We start from the raw sequence: 15930 nt of genomic DNA on the forward strand, positions 1-15930 counted from the left end.
CCAACGGGTGCGGTTCGGGTGCGCAAATCCTGTGACAACTGTGCAAATTGGAGGGAGTTGTGATGTATGTCTTAACCGACACGCGGCGATTTCGCAGAAAATTCTCACTTTGGCGCCAGTTTCCGCTACATTTTTGCTTAGTGGTTCTTATGAGCCATGTACCTGAACAGATATCGAGAGGTATTTTCATGTCCGTTAACCGCACAGAGCTCATCGCAGCTATCGCCGACCGTTCCGGCCTGTCCAAGTCCGATGCCGATAAGGTGATCGCCGCGCTCCAGGAAGTGCTCGTCGATTCGCTTTCCAAGGGCGAAGCCGTGAAGATCACCGGCCTGCTCTCCGTGGAGCGCACCGAGCGCGCCGCCCGCAAGGGCCGCAACCCCCGCACCGGTGAAGAAATCGAGATTCCCGCCGGTTTCGGCGTGAAGATCTCGGCTGGATCCAACCTCAAGAAGGCTGTGTCCAACAAGTAGCCTGAGTTGCTTGTGAGTATCGCCTCCTCGGTTTTGCCGGGGAGGCGATTCTTGTGTAGGGGCGTGTTGAGGTACGACGGCGCTGCCGGGCTCCGGGTACTTTCGCTTTCCACGTGAGGCGCCCCGGTGCGGCTTCCCCGGGCCGGCGCGGGCCGTACAATAGAGCCCATGAGTACTTCCCTTCCCGATCCTTTAGGAACTCCGGGCGCGCCATCGGCCCCGGCCGGCCCGGCCACGGAATCTCAGCAATCCGTCGGGGTGCTGGAACGCACCGAAGAACGCCTTTCTCACGGTGATGAGGAGCGTTTCTCCCACTACGTGCGCAAGGACCGCCTTATGGCTTCCGCCGTGTACGGCCAGCCGGTGGTGGCGCTGTGCGGGAAGATTTGGATTCCTTCGCGCAACCCGGATCGCTATCCGGTGTGCCCCACCTGCAAGGAAATCCGTAAACAGATGGGCAACCAAGGCTCCGGATGGCCCTTCGGGCCGGACGTGCCGGGAAGTGGCAAGTGAGTCTGCACCGCTCGATTCCCGCTTCTACCCCGCATACCCCTTCCGTTTCCGCCGCTTCGAATCTCCCTCCGGCTTTCCCGGCCCGCGCGGCCTGGGGAACCACCTCGAGCCTGCGCTCCTGGCAGGCCGAAGCGCTGCGCCTCTACCTGGAGCGCATGCCCCGGGATTTCCTCGCGGTAGCTACCCCCGGGGCGGGTAAAACCACCTTCGCGCTGCGCGTCGCCGTCGAAATGCTCGCGCGCCACGAGGCCCGCACCATCACGGTGGTCTGCCCCACCGAACACCTGAAAACACAGTGGGCGCAGGCCGCGGCGCGCGTGGGTATTCAGCTGGACGCCGATTTCACCAACGCCCAGCGCACCGAAGGCTCCTTCTTCAACGGGGTGTGCGTGACCTATGCCCAGGTGGCCGCTAACCCGGCCCTGCATCGCGAACGCACCAGCGCCCGGCCCACCTTCGTGATCCTGGACGAGATTCACCACGGCGGGGATGCTCTCTCCTGGGGGGATGGCATTCGCGAAGCCTTCACTCCGGCCACCCGCCGCCTGGCCCTCACCGGCACGCCTTTCCGTTCGGATACCTCGCCCATTCCTTTTGTGACCTACGAACCGGATGGCTATGGGAACTTGCGCTCCAAAGCCGATTACACCTACGGTTACGCCCAGGCGCTGCGCGACGGGGTGGTTCGGCCGGTTATTTTCCTGTCCTATTCGGGGCAGGTGCGCTGGCAAACCAAGCAGGGTGACGTGGTGGCCGCGACCTTAGGCGAGCCACTCACCAAAGATATGACGGCGCAGGCTTGGCGTACCGCCCTCAATCCGGGTGGGGAGTGGATCCCGGAGGTGCTGTCCGCCGCGAACGAACGCCTCACGGTGGTGCGCCGCTCGCTACCCGATTCGGGTGGGCTGGTGATCGCCTCCAACCAGAAGGATGCCCGCGCGTACGCGCAGATCCTCACCGAGATCACCGGGGAAGCACCTACCGTGGTGCTCTCCGACGATGCCGGCGCGAACGAAAAAATCGCCACCTTCGCGGATTCTGATTCGCGGTGGATGGTGGCGGTGCGGATGGTATCCGAAGGGGTGGACGTGCCGCGCCTGGCCGTGGGCGTGTATGCCACCTCGGCTTCGACCCCGCTCTATTTCGCGCAGGCGATCGGGCGTTTCGTGCGGGCCCGGCGGCGCGGGGAAACCGCCACGGTGTTCCTGCCTTCGGTGCCGGTGCTCCTGGAGCTGGCCGCACAGATGGAAAAAGAACGCGACCACGCCATTTCGAAACAGGCGGAGGTGGCCGGCTGGGATGATGACCTGCTGGAGGCCGCCAACCGGGAAGAAAAGGCCAGTGAGGAACTGGAGGGCCCGGGTTACGAAGCCCTGGAATCGGGGGCGCTTTTCGATAGGGCTCTTTTCGACGGCGGTGAATTCGGGCTCGGGGCGGCCGTCGGTTCGGAAGAAGAAGCAGATTTCCTAGGGATTCCCGGGCTGCTCGAACCCGAAGAAGTGACCACGCTGCTGCGCGCCCACCAGGCCGAACAGGCAAAAAAGGCCCGCTCCCAGCGCCCGGCCCCGGGCGCCGATGAGCTCACCCGCCGGCGTACCGCCCGCAAGGAACTCACCCAGCTGGTGGCGGCCTGGGCGAAGAAAACCGGGGACCCGCACGCCCTTATCCACACGGAGTTGCGCCGCGCCTGCGGCGGCCCGGAAGTCGCCCGGGCGAGCGCCGACCAGATCGAAGCGCGCGTGAAAACACTGCGGCGCTGGTTCGTAGGCCAGCGCTAAGCGCTCTGGCCGCTTCGAACCAGCGCCGCAGCGAGCAGGAAGGCGAGCGGGAATTAAGCCGCGGCGTCGTCGCCAGGGAAAATATCCACCATGCGGGTGGGGATCGCGGGTTCCCCGGCGGAGAGGCGCCAGCCGTCGTAGGGGAGGGCGTCGCGCGAGGTGTCGTGGCGCAGGCGGGCGGCGGAGAGGACTTCCGTGCCGCAGTAACGTTCGTCGATGGTGCCGGCCTCTACCAGATGGACCTGGAGCGGGCGGGCGCCCTGTTTCTCCAGGTAGGCCAGGCCCTCGGCGAAACTCGAGGCGCTCACCACCAGTTCCTCGGTGGCGTGCCCGCCGCTCTCCAAGCGCCCGGCAACCTTGAGCCCGCCCACCGAAGCCTTATTCTCCGAAGCCTTGGCGACCTCCTCGGGCCGGCCGTCCGCACCTTCGCGCTGGACTAGCTTGTAGACCATTTGCGCGGTGGGAACCCCCGAGCCGGTGACCAGGCGGGTGCCCACCCCGTAGCCGTCCACCGGGGCGGAATTGAGGGAGGCGATCGCGTACTCATCAAGATCCGAAGTGACGGTGATCTTCGTGGAGGTGGCACCCAGGCGATCCAGCTGTTCACGTACCTTGAAGGCGGTGGCGATCAAATCACCCGAATCAATACGCACCGCACCGATCTCACCGCCGGCCGCGCGCCCGGCCGCCACCGCATTCTCCACGCCCTGCGCGATATTGTAGGTATCCACCAGCAGCGTGGTGCCGGTGCCCATGGCTGCGATCTGAGTATCGAAAGCTTCGCGCTCCGAATCGTGGACCAGAGTGAAAGAATGCGCCGAGGTGCCCGAAACCGGAATCCCGTACTGGCGCCCGGCCTCCAGATCCGAGGTGCCCACAAAACCGGCGATATAGGCCGCGCGGGCCGCGGAAACCGCGCTGCGTTCGTGGGTGCGGCGCGCCCCGAAGTCCACGCAGGGCCGCCCGTGCGCGGCAATCGTCATACGCGAGGCAGCCGTGGCCACCGCCGAGTCATAGTTGAAAATAGAAAGCGCGAGGGTTTCCAGCACGCAGCACTCCGCGAAGGTGCCCACCGCGGTGAGAATAGGGGAACCGGGGAAGTACATTTCACCTTCCGCGTAACCCCAAATATCGCCGGAGAAGCGGAAGGTGCGCAGCCACTCCAGGGTGGAATCAGAAACGATCTTATTGGCGCGCAGGTACTCAATTTCTTCTTCCCCGAAGCGGAAATTCTTCAGGGCGTCGAGCAGGCGGCCCGTGCCGGCCACCACCCCGTAGCGGCGCCCGCCCGGGAGCCGGCGCGCAAAAATCTCAAAAACGGCCCGCCGTTGGGCCTTTCCCGACTGCATGGCCGCATCCACCATGGTCAGCTCGTACATATCAGTGAGCAAAGCAGTTGAAACACTCATATGCCTGAGTCTACCCGCGCCCACCTGAGCTGGCCGGGGATGATAGGCCGCGCCGGCAGAAGCTGGCGGAGGATGATGGGCCGCGCCGATAAGCGCTGCCCGGGGATGATTCGCCGCGCCGATAAGAGCTTGGCACTAGGATGGAGATATGAGCGCGCACACATCTCCTGAAGATTTAGGGGCCAGCAGCCCGGCGAGCCGCACCGAAAGCCTCACGCTTTTCGAAGCGGTCACCGGCCCGGCCCGCGCCTGGCGCACCGTTGTGCACGATGATCCGATCAACCTCATGAGCTATGTGCAGTGGGTGTTCCAATCCTACTTTGGCCATTCGGCCGACCGCGCCCTCACCCTCATGTTAGAGGTCCATACCCGCGGGCGCGCCGTCGTATCAACCGGACCGCGCGAGCAGATGGAAACAGACGCCCGGGCCATGCACACCTACGGACTGCTCGCCACCATCGAAGAAGAACCGGAAGGTGGGAGATAATATGCTGCCCTTCCGCCCCGCCCGCGGCGGCTACCGTGCCAGCGTTGACGCGACCGAACGGCAACTTTTTGCCGGACTTGCGCGCGACGTCGCAACTCTGCTCGGCTACAACCTGGACGAAGAAATGCAAGAAAGCAGCGCGGATGTAACCGGGCCCGGCGCCGCGCACGCACCTGGCGCCCGCGGCAATGGTACGCCTGGCTCCCGCGGTAACAGCGCACGCGGCGTGGAAGAATCCAGCGATGTGCTCGCCTCCTACGAACGCGAATTAGCCGACCTGGAAACCACCCGCTGCTACACCCCTGCCTGCGATATGGATACCGCCCTCGCCCGGCTCCTGCCGGATATGTCCGAGGAACCCGAGCTCGCTGACGAATTGCGCGCCCTTACCGAATCCGCCGTCTGCCACACAAAAATCCGCAACCTGCTGGTTTTCTATACCTCCCTGGCGAGCGAGGCTGTATGGGTGAGTAATGAAGATGCCGGTAGCTGGCTGGCCGGCGCGAATGATATTCGGATCGTGCTCGGCACCCGCCGCGATATCACCACCGCGGCGGAATCCGAGGCCGTGACCTCCCGCGCGCTCGACATTATGGAATCCGAGCGCCCCCAAATCGATACCACCGACGACATGATCGGCGTGCTCTACGTAATTATTGCGTGGTGGCAAGATTCACTCATCACTGCCATTCAGAACAAGGACCTGCGGCGGTAACTTGACAGTATGGATTCCCGTCCCATTGGTATTTTTGATTCCGGCGTAGGTGGCCTCACGGTCGCGCGCGCGATTATTGACCAGCTTCCCGGCGAATCCATCACCTATATCGGGGATACCGCCCACTGCCCCTACGGCACCAAAACCATTCCCGAGGTACGCGCTTACGCCATGGACATCATGGAGAAACTGGTGGGCTCCGGCGTGAAAATGCTGGTCATCGCCTGCAATTCCGCCACCTCCGCCGCGCTCGCGGATGCCCGGCAGCGCTTCGCCACAGAGATGGGGATCCCGGTGCTGGAGGTGATCCGCCCGGCGGTGCGCCGCGCGGTGCGGGCCACCCGGAACGGGAAAATCGGGGTGATTGCCACCCCGGCCACCATCGAATCGGGGGCCTACCAGGATGCTTTTACGGCCGCCCCGAATCTGGAACTGACCACCCGGGCCTGCCCGCAGTTCGTGGAGCTGGTGGAACAGGGGCAGACGGCCGGTGCCCAGGTGCAGGCGGTTGCCGAACACTACCTCGCTCCGGTGCGGGCGGCCGGGGTGGATACCCTGGTGCTGGGCTGCACCCACTACCCGCTGCTCGCCGGTGTGATCTCCTACACCATGGGGGAGGACGTGACCATCGTGTCCTCCGCGGATGAAACCGCCCGCGATGTTTACCGCGAACTAGCCACCCGCGATATGTTTGCCGGCCCGGGAACCCCCCGGCGCCGCTTCTACGCCACCGGCGACCCGGTGAGTTTCGGGCACCTCGCCCGCAGATTCCTCGGTCCGGAAGTAGGAACCGTGCTATCTACGGAGGAACTCTCGGCATGAGACTGACGATCATTGGATGCTCCGGCTCAATGTCCGGGCCGGAATCACCCGCCTCGGCCTACCTAGTGCAGGCGGAAGGAATCGACGCGAACGGCGCCCCGCGCACCTACACCTTCACGCTGGATTTCGGCCCCGGCGCCATGGGCCATCTGCTGCGCTATACCGACCCGGCACTCCTGGACGCCATGGTGATTTCCCACCTCCACGCCGACCACTGCGCCGACCTCATCGGGATGCAGGTCTACCGGCGCTGGCATCCTTCCGGCCCGCTGCCCCGGGTGGCGGTGTACAGCCCCGGGGATGCGCGGCGGCGCGCCCGCCAACTGGGCGACGACGGCCCGGAAGAAACTTACGACGACGTTTTCGACTTCCGCCAGGTCCGCGCCGGGGATACCTTCCGCGTTGGCCCCATGACCATCCAGGCGTTCCCCGCCCTCCACACCGTGGAAACTTTCGCCTACCGGATCACCGGCCCCTCGGATCTGCGCCCCGGGGAGAACGTGGTGCTCACGTTCACGGGGGATACGGATATGTGCGACGGCGTCGTCGCCGCGGCGCGCGGCGCCGATTTACTCCTTTCCGAATGCGCTTATGAAGATGGGCGGGATACCGTGCGCGGCATTCACCTCACGGGTTCGCGGGCCGGGGCGCTGGCCGCGCAGGCCGGGGCCCATGAGATGCTCCTCACCCACCTCCAGCCGTGGACAGATCGGGAATCCGTGCGGGCCGCGGCGCGGGAAGAATACGAGGGCCGGGTGGCCTGCGTGCGAGCCGGGGAAGCCTTCCGGATCTAAGCGGGGTGCGCGGATCTCAGCAGGCTTGGGCAGGGCTCCGCGGGCGTGGTTTGGCATCAGCTGGCTACGCGGATTTTTCATGTTGTAGCGGCGCGGTAGCCTTAAGCCATGACTGAAAAGAACTCCAGCGCCACGCGAGCGGACGGGCGTGCCGTAGATGAGATGCGCCCCGTCACCATTGACCGCCACTATTTTGAGACCGGGGAAGGCAGTGTGCTGGTGCGCTTTGGGCGTACCACCGTGCTCTGCGTTGCTTCCTTTGAAGAAGGGGTGCCGCGCTGGCGCAAAGGCAGCGGGGAAGGCTGGGTAACCGCCGAATACTCCATGCTTCCGCGCGCTACCTCGGAGCGTTCCCCGCGCGAATCCGTGCGCGGGAAAATCGGGGGCCGCACCCATGAGATTTCGCGGTTGATTGGCCGCAGCCTGCGCGCCGCCGTTGATATGAAAGCCCTGGGGGAGAACACCATCACCCTGGATTGCGATGTGTTGCAGGCCGACGGCGGAACTCGCACCGCGGCTATTACCGGCGCTTTTGTGGCTCTGGCGGATGCCATCTCCTGGGCTCGGGCACGTAAGTTGGTGCGCCGCCCGGTCCTTACCACCTCGGTTTCCGCGGTTTCGGTGGGCATCATTGACGGCCAGCCGCGGCTCGATCTTCCTTATGAAGAGGACGTGCGCGCTGATACCGATATGAATATCGTGGCGCTGGGCAGCGGGGATTACGTGGAGGTTCAGGGAACCGCGGAACACCACCCCTTCAACCGCGCTGATCTTGGGGTTCTCCTTGACCTGGCGGATAAGGGCACCCGCGAGCTTCGTGAACTCCAGCATCGGGTGCTCTTCGAGGGGGAGAATCCGGTACGTAGCGATGTGTTTACCGGCGGTGACCAGTGGAAGTAGCGCAGCCGCGGCGCGTCGTCGTCGCTACCGGAAATGCCCATAAAGTCACGGAACTTCGCAATATTCTGGCGCCGTGGTTGCAGGAAATTGAGCTTGTCTCCGGCGCGGAGTTTGCGGTGCCTGAACCGGTGGAGGATGGCACCACGTTCGCGCAGAACGCGCTCATCAAAGCGCGGGCCTACGCGCGGGCTACCGGCCTGCCGGCTATTGCCGATGATTCGGGCCTGTGCGTAGATATTCTAGGTGGGGCGCCCGGGATTTTTTCGGCGCGCTGGAGCGGTCACCACGGGGACGACGCCGCGAACCGCCAGCTCCTCCTCGCCCAGCTCGCGGATGTGCCGCTGGCCAATCGTGGCGCTCATTTTCATTGCGCGGCCGCGCTGGTGACCCCGGAAGGCCATGAGGAAGTACGCGAAGGCGAAATGCCGGGCATCCTCCTCACCGCCGAGCGCGGCAGCGGGGGCTTCGGCTATGACCCGATCTTCGCGCCGGCCGGCTCCAGCCGTTCCAACGCGGAATTGAGCCCGGAGGAAAAGGATGCTATCTCCCACCGCGGCAAGGCATTTGCTCAGCTGGCACCGGTGATCGTGCAGGTGCTAGCCGAGCGGGCTTAGCAGCGGCCAATATAGCCGAGCGCTGCGCGCAAGAGAGCGGCGTGCCCATCGGACATTTCCGCCTGCAGCTCCGCGGTGCGTGCCTCCCCGGGCGTAAACCAGGTGAACTCCAGGGAGTCATTTCCCGGATCGCAATCCCCGTGAATGGGGATGATATAGGCCAGGTCTACCCGGTGCTGGCGCGCATCGTAATACCCGGCCTCCGGTTCGGGAGTGGGGAAGTATTCGGTGACCGTGAACGGGGCCAGATACGGCGGCAGTTGAGGAAGTGCCACCGAACCGAGGTCTTTATCGATATGGCGGATAAGCGCGGCGCGCACCGGTTCGTGGAACAGCACCCGCCCCGAGGGGAACTCCCGCAAAATCCCCTCAGAATCGGCACGCAGCAGCATCCCGATAGCGATCACCCGCCCGGTTTCATCCAGGCGAACCGGCACAATATCCACGTACACCATCGGGACCTTGTGCCGGACAAATTCGAGTTCCTCGGGGCTGAGCCACGGACCCATATCAGCTGCGTCGACTTCACTCATGTTCTTAATTTTGCCGGGCTTTACGGCCGCGTGGTCCACTCCACGCTACCCGCGAAACATCTGCATTTTCGCGTAGAGCACCGGCGCGGGTGGGGTTCGGCGCGCCATGCGGAAGCTAGACTGAGTGGCATGCGCCAAGCTCGATACCTCAACTACCTCGCCCTCGCCATTCTTGCGCTGGGCGTGGTCACCCTCGCTGTGGGTTGGTATATCGCCATCAGCGGGCATGCCCTCCCGCAATACGGAGTGATTCTCGCGCTCGGAACGGTTGGAGCGGTGGCGTGCGGGCTCGGGTACTGGAGTGAACGCCCCTGGATATTCGGGGCTGGCGCGGTTTTTATGCTGTGGTTCGCGCCCACGCCCCTGGGCCTGTGGCCTCTCGGGATTGGTATCGCCATGCTTATCGCGTGGGCCGTGCTTATTGTGAAGGAAAATAATGTTAAATTCTGGTGATCGTGCCCCGGATTTCACCTTGGACAGCACCGCGGGAACCTTCCGTCTTTCTGAACATCTGAACGACGGCACCCGTGGAGTCATCGTGTACTTCTACCCGAAAGCCAATACCCCAGGGTGTACTACCGAAGCTTGCGATTTTCGCGATAATCTCAATTCTCTGCGCTCGGCTGGCTATGCCGTGGTGGGAGTTTCCCCGGATTCGCTCACCTCGCTGGAGAAATTCCGGGAGAAGCAGGGGCTCAACTTTGTGCTCGCCTCCGATCCGGATCACGCGGTGGCAAGTGAATGGGGCGCTTGGGGAGAAAAGCAAAACTGGGGTAAAACGGTTACCGGAATGCGCCGCTCCACCGTGGTGGTCAATCCGGATGGCACCGTGGCAGCGGCTTTTTACAATGTGAAAGCTACCGGGCATGTGGCGCGGCTGCGCCGCGATCTCGGTATTGACGAATAAGTGGGAAAGGTGAATGGCTGGAACGCGGGTCTTGGCGTTGTGATCGTGCGATAGTTTCTGATCTTTCGGTCCTTTCGGCGTTCCCGGCCTTTTCTGGCTTTCCTGGCCCTTTCCGAATTTTCCTACACCGGGAAATCCGCTAGGATAGACCGGTACGCGCGCGTGGCGGAACTGGTAGACGCGCTGGATTTAGGTTCCAGTGCCTTTGGGCGTGAGGGTTCGAGTCCCTCCGTGCGCACATTTTTTCCCTTGATATCAAGCCAAAAAGTGTTTCGGTTGGGTGCCTGTGGACACGGCGTGGACACGAAGGGCACAGTTAGGTACGGGGTATGGCTTCTATTGAGAAACGGGTGCGCAAGGACGGTACGCCTACGTGGCGTGTCCGGTTTCGTTTGACGCCGGACGGGAACCCGGTGTCTGAGACGTTTTCCACGGCTGAGGCCGCGCCCCTATAGCGCGGCACCGTCCCCTTGCCAGGTCTTGCACCCGGTCAGTCCCTAAACGGTCAAGGGGGGAGGGGAGAGCGGGCGAACGCTGTCACCATTCGCCCGCCTACGGTCAGCAGTTACTAACTAGCGTCAAACTCATTGAGCATCATTTTCACGATCTCAAAGAGCCTTTCACGGCGCTTAGCATTGCTCTCTACGACAATTAGCCGTATCATTTGGAGCAGTGAGTTAGTTTCTGCGTTTCTCATAGGAAACTCCTCTCTTGAGGAAAGTCGCCCGGTGTTGACCCGCCGGGCGCTTTCATTTGGCACCGTCCGGATGGACGGCAACCCCGCACTAACCGGGGGCGACTAGCCCGTGTCCATGGACACGAAATAGCGAGCGAAGCAAGCGATTTGAGCGAATAGAGCGACACTCAAAACGCTGGAAACACTAGGAAACAAGCCAAAACAAGGAGTTCACGCTGTCGCCGTTGACAGGTTCGAGTCCCTCCGTGCGCACTCATTGCGACCTTAGCTATCTGCGCGGATATGTAGGCCGACGCTGCTACTGGCACAGGGCCGCCCGCATGACCTCCACGGGAATGTCGGTGCGGCCCAGCCAGATTTCTTCGGCAAAAACGCCCTGCCACAGCAGCATATCCAAGCCGGATACGCATCCCGCGCCGGCGCGGCGAGCGCGCTGGAGCAGCTCCGTTTCCAGCGGTTCGTACACCGCATCAAAAACAATATGGCCCGGGCGCAGCCAGCTTTCAGGGATCAGAGCGCCCGGGTGGGCGCTCATGCCCACGCTCGTGGCATTGACCAGAAGGGAAGCGGCCTCAACCTCGCGGCGCAGCGCCTGCTCATCAGCAAGGTCACAAAGCTGGGCATCCACACCGGTTTCGGCACGCAAGCGAGCCAAAATCTCAATAGCCCGTTCGTAATTCTGCCCGCGTCGGGAAAAGACCCGGATGCGGGATACCCCTTCGAGGGCGGCCCGGGTATAGATCGCGCGCGAAGCTCCACCCGCCCCTAAAATCACCACCGAATCGCCAGGATCGTATCCAGCTGCCCGCACCGCCGCAAAAGCGCCGCGGCCATCGGTATTGTGCCCGACCGTGCTCCCATCCTCGCGGATGTGAACAGTGTTTACCGACTCCATGAGCCGGGCATCGTCGGAGAGCTCATCAACGCTCTCATACACGGCAGTTTTATGCGGCATGGTCACGTTAAAACCGCCAAAACCCAGGTCTCGCAAAGCCGCGACCGCCCGCGCACCCGCATCCGGAGCAATATCGAAAGCCAGGTAAACGGCGTTTACACCCAGGTGGGCGAAGGACGCATTATGCATGGCGGGGGAGCGGGAATGACCCACCGGGTGCCCGATAACGGCGTAGCTGACCGTACGCCCATCAATCCCCATCGCGCTACTTCTCACCGCCGGCCGGCTCGCCAGGCTGCTGCCCGGAGCGATCTCCGAGCTGCCCGGCCGCGCCACGCTCGCCGCGCCGCCGCAGCCGCTCGAGCCGGCGCTGCGCGCGCCGTTCTTTCCGGGCCGCCCGCCGGCGTTCCTTCGCCTCTGATTTCTTCGTGGACTCGGAATGGTTCGCCCCGTAAATACCATCCACAACATCACGGTACCGTTCGAGCACCACTTCGCGGCGCACCTTCAGTGACGGCGTGAGCAGGCCATTTGCCTCGCTGAAATCACCGGGCACAATCACGAATTTCCGGATGGACTCCGCCCGTGAAACCTGCGCGTTCGTGCGGTCAATCGCGCGCTGGAGCGAAGCGTTCACGGCCTCGGAATTCATTGCCTCGGCCGGACTCATCTTCGGCAAACCGTGTGAGGAAAGCCAGGAGGGAAGCATCTGCGCATCAAGGGTAATCAACGCAGAAATGAAAGGCTCCCCATCACCCAACACCACCACATTGGAAATGAGGGGATGGGAACTCAGCTTATCCTCCAGCACGGCCGGTGCCACATTCTTGCCCCCGGCCGTCACAATAAGATGCTTCTTCCGGCCAGTAATAGTGAGGTTGCCACGTTTATCGAGCGTCCCGAGATCCCCGGTGTGGAACCAGCCGTCCGCAAAGGCAGCCGCGGTAGCTTCGGGATTGTTATGGTAACCGCGGAAGACAGAGTGGCCCTTGACCAAGACTTCGCCGTCGTCGGCAAGTTTAATACGCATGCCCGGAAGCGGCCATCCAACGGTACCCAGCACGGGATTTGCCGCGCGCGTGGCATTTGCCGGACCGGTGGTTTCGGTGAGGCCGTAACCTTCCACCACGGTGAGCCCGATGCCGCGGTAGAAGCGCCCCAGGCGGGTGCCCAGCGGCGCCCCGGCGGAAATGGCAAAACGAATCCGCCCGCCCATCGCCTCGCGCAATTTATTGAAGACCAGTTTGCGTGCCAGCGCGCGTTTCACCGCGAAAATCGGGCTGCGCCGGCGCCGGGTGCCGTTCTGCACCGCAATATCGGCCGCCCACCGGAAAATCCGGCGCCGCAGGCCCGCCCCGGCTTTCGCCTCGGCCGCGTTATAGACCTTTTCCAAAACGCGCGGCACCACCAGCAGCAGGGTGGGTTTGAAAGTCTCCAGGTCGCTCATGAGGTTTTTGAGATTGCCCACGAAGCCCACCGAAATACGGGTGGCTAGCCCGAAGTAGGCGCAAATCCGCCCCATCACATGCGCCATGGGGAGGAAGAGTAGCAGCGAAGCCTGCGGATTATTGAGAATCTCCGGTTCGTAATGCCACGTTCCCAGCACGGTACGCGCGAAATTCCCGTGGGTGAGTTCCACGCCCTTGGGATCTCCGGTGGTGCCCGAGGTATAAATAATGGTCGCGAGCGAATCGGCCGTAACCGCCGCGATACGGGCGTCCAGGTCTTCTTCGGGAACTTCGAGGGCCGCGGCATTGAGCGCGGCGCGCCAATCTTCCGTCATGACGGTCGCGGGCGGAATCGCGGGCGGGGTCACCGAATCCACCAGTTCCGCGTGGGCGCGAGTATCGGTGAAAATATGGGTGATCTGCGCATCGGCAACCATCCACGCGATCTGCTTCGCGGAACTTGTTTCATAAATAGGAACCGGCACCACCCCGATATGCAAAGCGGCCGCGTCCAGCAGCGCCCATTCGTAGGAGGTTGCCGCGAGGATCCCGATGCGTTCGCCATGCCCGAGCCCCAGGCCGATGAGCCCGCGGGCGGTGAGCCGCACCTGCTCGAGGAATTCCGTAATCGTCAACGGTTTCCAGTTCCCGCCAATCGAGCTCTGGATATGCACCGCGATATCGCGCGGATGCTTGCGTTGCCGCTGCGCGAGCAGCCACGGAACCGTGTGATACGACTCGTTCTTGAAAGGAGCTTTTTGCGATAGGGAACCATCGCGGTGCTTCTTCATCTATCCTCCTGCATGGGCCTGCCCGCGACGCGGGTGCGGCCCCGGTTGTGTAGTTGATTCCCGCTCTATTTAGTTCGCCGCGAGGACCGGGTTGCGCAGCACCCCGAAACCTTCGATTTCACATTCCACGACGTCGCCCGCTTTCAGCGGGGGCTCACCGTTAAAGGCACCGGGCAGAATGATATCGCCGGGAAGCAGGGTGCAGCGGCGCGACGCCGCCGCCACCGACTGCGCCACGGAAAGCGGATAATCGGAGGTCCGCGCCCGGGTGTAGGTTTCCCCGTTCACCCGCGAGGTCATCGCCAGATCACTCACATCAATATCCGTGAGAATATAGGGGCCCACCGGCAGTGCGGTATCAAACATCTTCTGCGCCCCGTTCACATCCCCGCGGGCCGTCACATCATTAATAATGGTGTAACCGAAAACGGCCTCCAGCGCGCGCTCCTCGGGAACATCCTTGGCAACCCGGCCGATAATAATGCCGAGCTCCACTTCGTGGGCGAGGCCTTCGCTGGCCCACTCCGGAATAATAATCGGATCATCGGGCCCGCATACCGCCGTATTGGGCTTCATAAAGAAGAAAAGATCAGCGGCGGTGGCGCCCGGCGCGGTCGCATTACCGAAGCCAATCGCCTTCGAGCGCGGAATCATGGGGGAGAGGAGCACGGCATCGGCGGCGGCCACCCGTTCCCCGGTGGGCTGAATTTCCCCGAAAATTGGATCATCGGCGAGGATAACGAAGTCATCGGCGCCTTCGTCGTAGACCGCGTAGCGCGGCCCCTGGCTCAAACTCAAGCGTGCTATTTTCATATCATTAACCTTAGTATTTCACCTAGACTTTAGCGACAGGCGCCCCGAAGGTGCGTTGAAGGTGCGGTGCGGCCGCGCGTTCGCGCCTGTGCGTGACGCGGCGCCCCGAAGTCGCCTCGAAAGCGCGTTACGCTCCCGCCTCCAGCAGACCTTCGATCCGGTCCAGGGCCTCCAGGGCAATCGCACGCGGGGTGGCCAGCACCATGCGGGCCCATTGCTCAAAACCGGCGCCCGATGCCCGCCCGGGCGTGAGTGCCACATTGGCCCGCTCTAAAATTGCGGCGACGGCGCCCTTCGGCTCGCGCGCCTCTTTGCGGGCACGTTCCTCCTCCGCGCGCACAAATTCCGCCTCGGAAAAATCGAGGAAAGCAATATAGGTGCCTTCCACGTGGGCCATGCGCACCCCGGGCCAAGCCCGAACCCGCTCTTCCACAATCCGCAGGGTCTCGCCAATATAGGAGCACACCGCGCGATTCCAATCCAGCGCCTCTTCGAAAGCGATTGCGGTGGCCCGAGCTCCCAGCGTGGAAGTTGGAGAGCTCCAGGCATTGGCGTGGGGCGCGTAGCGGGCTGCGTCGTCGTCGTTATAAAAAATGAGCTGCGCGGCCTTGAGGCCGGGGATATTCCAGCCCTTCGTCGCGCTGATCGCGCTGATCGTATGCGCGCGGGTGGCCGCGCTGCGCGGGCCGTAAGGAACGTAGGTGCCGTCGATGAGTACCGGGGCGTGAATGGAGTCCTCAAAAACGCGAGCCCCACGCCGCTCCACCACGGCCGCAACCTTATCGAGTTCCGGACCGGTCAAACATCGGCCCGCCGGGTTCCACGGGTTACACAAAATCAGAAGGGAACCGGGGGTGAGTGCCGCTTCCAGCGCCTCGAGGTCCAGCTCCCAGCGACCTTCGCGGAAAATCGAGGGCACCTGGCGCACCTCCCGGCCGTACTCACCGGGAAGTGTGAGGAACGGCATATAGGCTGGAGTTGGGACGATCACCGGAGCGTCCGGGGCTGTGAACTGCGTGATCGCGATCCGCAACGCGCTGAGAACTTCGGGGATGAGGAACATGCGCTCCGGGTCGGGGGCCGGGCCGAAGTGGCCGAGCCACGTGGAAACTGCGTTCATAATCCCCGGAATTTCGCGGGGAGGAAGGTAGCCGAGGGTGCCGCGCTGCGCTGCGCTCACCAGGTAATCGCGAATTTCCGGCGCGATTCCCAAGTCCATTTCGGCCACCCACATGGCGATAGCATCCCCGAAAGCAGACCACTTATGCGAGCCCTGCGCGATGAGATCGGAGACGGTGCGAGTGTCGAAATCATATGTCATATCCGTAGCGTATCCTTAAC

The 15930-nt window shown here is 63.1% G+C and carries 17 protein-coding genes and 1 tRNA gene; 12 read left to right on the forward strand and 6 right to left on the reverse strand.

All coding sequences use genetic code 11. The features are described 5' to 3' along the window. Nucleotides 1–188: 188 nt before the first annotated feature. The 3 genes from CYJ17_RS06010 to CYJ17_RS06020 all read left to right on the forward strand — a co-directional run bounded on the left by CYJ17_RS06010 (nt 189) and on the right by CYJ17_RS06020 (nt 2764). A complete protein-coding gene (locus tag CYJ17_RS06010) occupies nt 189–473 on the forward strand; it encodes an HU family DNA-binding protein (RefSeq protein WP_087070911.1) in 285 nt (94 codons plus the stop codon). A 168-nt stretch (nt 474–641) separates the two neighbouring features. Then, nucleotides 642–986 (forward strand): DUF3039 domain-containing protein, encoded by a 345-nt coding sequence (locus tag CYJ17_RS06015; RefSeq protein WP_026429494.1) that lies wholly within the window; start codon nt 642–644, stop codon nt 984–986. Then, nucleotides 947–2764 (forward strand): DEAD/DEAH box helicase, encoded by a 1818-nt coding sequence (locus tag CYJ17_RS06020; protein ID WP_234984511.1) that lies wholly within the window; start codon nt 947–949, stop codon nt 2762–2764. Before CYJ17_RS06015 ends, CYJ17_RS06020 begins: the two co-directional genes overlap by 40 nt. A 53-nt stretch (nt 2765–2817) precedes the next feature. Here the strand turns inward: CYJ17_RS06020 and CYJ17_RS06025 are convergent, their stop codons facing one another. After that, nucleotides 2818–4173: a nicotinate phosphoribosyltransferase gene (locus tag CYJ17_RS06025; RefSeq protein WP_026429492.1), complete on the reverse strand. Its 1356-nt coding sequence runs from the start codon at nt 4171–4173 to the stop codon at nt 2818–2820. Between the two features lie 148 nt (nt 4174–4321). Between CYJ17_RS06025 and clpS the strand changes: the two genes are divergently transcribed. From clpS to rdgB, 6 genes are all read left to right on the forward strand, one after another. After that, a complete protein-coding gene (gene clpS / locus CYJ17_RS06030; protein WP_087070910.1) occupies nt 4322–4660 on the forward strand; it encodes an ATP-dependent Clp protease adapter ClpS in 339 nt (112 codons plus the stop codon). Next, nucleotides 4650–5375: a DUF2017 family protein gene (locus CYJ17_RS06035; protein ID WP_087070909.1), complete on the forward strand. Its 726-nt coding sequence runs from the start codon at nt 4650–4652 to the stop codon at nt 5373–5375. The genes clpS and CYJ17_RS06035 overlap by 11 nt, the downstream gene beginning before the upstream one ends. Before the next feature lie 9 nt (nt 5376–5384). After that, nucleotides 5385–6197: a glutamate racemase gene (gene murI / locus CYJ17_RS06040; RefSeq protein ID WP_087070908.1), complete on the forward strand. Its 813-nt coding sequence runs from the start codon at nt 5385–5387 to the stop codon at nt 6195–6197. Continuing rightward, a complete protein-coding gene (locus CYJ17_RS06045) occupies nt 6194–6991 on the forward strand; it encodes an MBL fold metallo-hydrolase (RefSeq protein WP_087070907.1) in 798 nt (265 codons plus the stop codon). The genes murI and CYJ17_RS06045 overlap by 4 nt, the downstream gene beginning before the upstream one ends. Nucleotides 6992–7099: 108 nt before the next feature. Further along, entirely contained in the window at nt 7100–7891 is a 792-nt protein-coding gene (rph, locus tag CYJ17_RS06050; protein ID WP_087070906.1) for a ribonuclease PH, read from the forward strand. Then, nucleotides 7882–8505 (forward strand): RdgB/HAM1 family non-canonical purine NTP pyrophosphatase, encoded by a 624-nt coding sequence (gene rdgB / locus CYJ17_RS06055; protein ID WP_087070905.1) that lies wholly within the window; start codon nt 7882–7884, stop codon nt 8503–8505. The genes rph and rdgB overlap by 10 nt, the downstream gene beginning before the upstream one ends. Here the strand turns inward: rdgB and CYJ17_RS06060 are convergent. Further along, complete coding sequence (locus tag CYJ17_RS06060) at nt 8502–9038, reverse strand: DUF4916 domain-containing protein (protein WP_026429485.1); 537 nt, start codon at nt 9036–9038, stop codon at nt 8502–8504. The genes rdgB and CYJ17_RS06060 overlap by 4 nt on opposite strands. A 129-nt stretch (nt 9039–9167) precedes the next feature. On the opposite strand from CYJ17_RS06060, the gene CYJ17_RS06065 reads away from it, so the two are divergent. The 3 genes from CYJ17_RS06065 to CYJ17_RS06075 all read left to right on the forward strand — a co-directional run bounded on the left by CYJ17_RS06065 (nt 9168) and on the right by CYJ17_RS06075 (nt 10183). Continuing rightward, nucleotides 9168–9491 (forward strand): hypothetical protein, encoded by a 324-nt coding sequence (locus tag CYJ17_RS06065; RefSeq protein WP_101595090.1) that lies wholly within the window; start codon nt 9168–9170, stop codon nt 9489–9491. Then, complete coding sequence (gene bcp / locus CYJ17_RS06070) at nt 9475–9945, forward strand: thioredoxin-dependent thiol peroxidase (protein WP_101595086.1); 471 nt, start codon at nt 9475–9477, stop codon at nt 9943–9945. Before CYJ17_RS06065 ends, bcp begins: the two co-directional genes overlap by 17 nt. Nucleotides 9946–10101: 156 nt before the next feature. Further along, nucleotides 10102–10183: transfer RNA gene (locus tag CYJ17_RS06075), tRNA-Leu, on the forward strand. Between the two features lie 757 nt (nt 10184–10940). Here CYJ17_RS06075 and aroE read toward each other — a convergent pair. The 4 genes from aroE to CYJ17_RS06095 form a co-directional block, all read right to left on the reverse strand. After that, a complete protein-coding gene (gene aroE / locus CYJ17_RS06080) occupies nt 10941–11798 on the reverse strand; it encodes a shikimate dehydrogenase (protein WP_101595082.1) in 858 nt (285 codons plus the stop codon). 4 nt (nt 11799–11802) lie between these two features. Continuing rightward, nucleotides 11803–13776, reverse strand: a complete 1974-nt coding sequence (locus CYJ17_RS06085) for an AMP-dependent synthetase/ligase (protein ID WP_101595079.1) — start codon at nt 13774–13776, stop codon at nt 11803–11805. 69 nt (nt 13777–13845) lie between these two features. Then, on the reverse strand, nt 13846–14589 hold the full coding sequence (locus tag CYJ17_RS06090; RefSeq protein ID WP_101595075.1) for a fumarylacetoacetate hydrolase family protein: 744 nt from the start codon (nt 14587–14589) through the stop codon (nt 13846–13848). A gap of 127 nt (nt 14590–14716) precedes the next feature. After that, the gene (locus CYJ17_RS06095) at nt 14717–15910 is read right to left on the reverse strand and encodes a MalY/PatB family protein (RefSeq protein ID WP_101595072.1); all 1194 of its coding nucleotides are present in this window, start codon (nt 15908–15910) and stop codon (nt 14717–14719) included. Nucleotides 15911–15930 lie beyond the last annotated feature (20 nt).

The organism is Actinotignum timonense (assembly GCF_002860685.3).
GTDB classification, from domain to species: Bacteria; Actinomycetota; Actinomycetes; order Actinomycetales; family Actinomycetaceae; genus Actinotignum; species Actinotignum timonense.